Here is a 1,321-nt window from a genome sequence, read left to right on the forward strand (position 1 = left end):
GGTGCTTTCTAGGGGTCGTCGCAACACGTGGTCGTGTTGATCAGGCCGCGAGCAGTTTATGCAGGCGCTCGGCTGGGGTTTCCCAGCCGAGCGTTTTGCGTGGGCGGCCGTTGAGTTCGGCGGCGACGGCGTCGAGGTGGTCGCGGGTGTGGACGGACAGGTCGGTGCCTTTCGGGAAGTACTGCCGCAGCAGGCCGTTGGTGTTCTCGTTCGAGCCGCGCTGCCAGGGGCTGGCCGGGTCACAGAAGTAGACCGGGATGTCGGTGGCCACTGTGAACGCGCCGTGGGCGGCCATCTCGCTGCCCTGGTCCCATGTCAGTGACCGCACCAACTGGGCGGGCAGCGTCTGGACGGTTTCGACGAGGGCGTCGCGGACGTGCTCGGCAGTGCGGCCATGCGGCAGGTGCAGCAGCATCACGTAACGGGTGGCACGCTCGACAAGCGTGCCGAGCGCCGAGCCACCGTCCTTGCCGATGATCAGATCGCCCTCCCAGTGACCAGGCACGGCCCGGTCCTCGGCCTCCGCCGGCCGTTCGCTGATCATCACCATCGGAGTGGCGAAGCGGGGCTGGCGCTGTTGTGCCTGACGGCGCGGTTTGCGCCGGGTCCGTCCGGTCCGCAGAGCCTTGGCAAGCTCCCGCCGCAGCTCACCGCGGCCCTGGACGTAGAGGGCCTGGTAGACGGTCTCGTGGACCACGTGCATCTCCGGCCGGTCGGGGAAGCGTGCGCGCAAAGCCTGGCAGATCTGCTCCGGGCTCCACCGTAGGTCCAGGCGGTCCTGGATGAAGTCCCGCAGCTCGGCGTTCTGGCCGATCTTCCCCGGCTTCGGGCGGGGTCGGCGGGATTCGGCGCGGGCCTGGGCAGCGAAGGGGCGGTAGGCCCAGCGGGAGGAGTCTTTGCGCAGGGGCATGCCGTTGCGGCGGATCTCCCGGCTGACCGTGGAGGGGCTGCGGCCCAGCTCGGCGGCAATCGTGCGGATCGATGCCTTCTCCCGGAGCCGGTCGGCTATGTGGATCCGGTCGGCCTCGCACAGGTACCGGGACGAAGCAGACGACGGCACCACCGGACGAGAAACCGGTGGGGCCGCCTTGTGCCTGCCGGACGGGTTGCGGCCGTTACGCCACCGCTTGCCCGTCCGGATGTTGATCCCGACGCGCCTGCACGCCTCGGAACTGCTTACGCCCTGGTCCATGAGCCGGAAGTATTCCTCCCGCTCACGGACCAGCCGCTTACGGCCTTGGGCCACCGTCCGCACCTTGCGGATCTGGAACTCCATCGCACCCCTTGGGCTGGGGTGTTGCGACGACTCCTAGAACTCAAG

Annotated in this window: 1 protein-coding gene; it reads right to left on the reverse strand. The window is 68.8% G+C overall.

Features of this window, described 5'->3' with window-relative positions:
• Positions 1–40: 40 nt before the first annotated feature.
• On the reverse strand, positions 41–1,276 hold the full coding sequence (locus ACFY2Z_RS41700; protein ID WP_390749206.1) for an IS30 family transposase: 1,236 nt from the start codon (positions 1,274–1,276) through the stop codon (positions 41–43).
• Positions 1,277–1,321 lie beyond the last annotated feature (45 nt).

It is taken from the genome of Streptomyces sp. NPDC001222, assembly GCF_042896945.1.
In the GTDB taxonomy this organism is placed as follows: Bacteria; Actinomycetota; Actinomycetes; order Streptomycetales; family Streptomycetaceae; genus Streptomyces; species Streptomyces gibsoniae.

Excerpts from the sequence above, each read along its gene's own strand:
- ACFY2Z_RS41700 (WP_390749206.1), bottom strand. The coding sequence starts at position 1,276 with ATGGAGTTCCAGATCCGCAAGGTGCGGACGGTGGCCCAAGGCCGTAAG.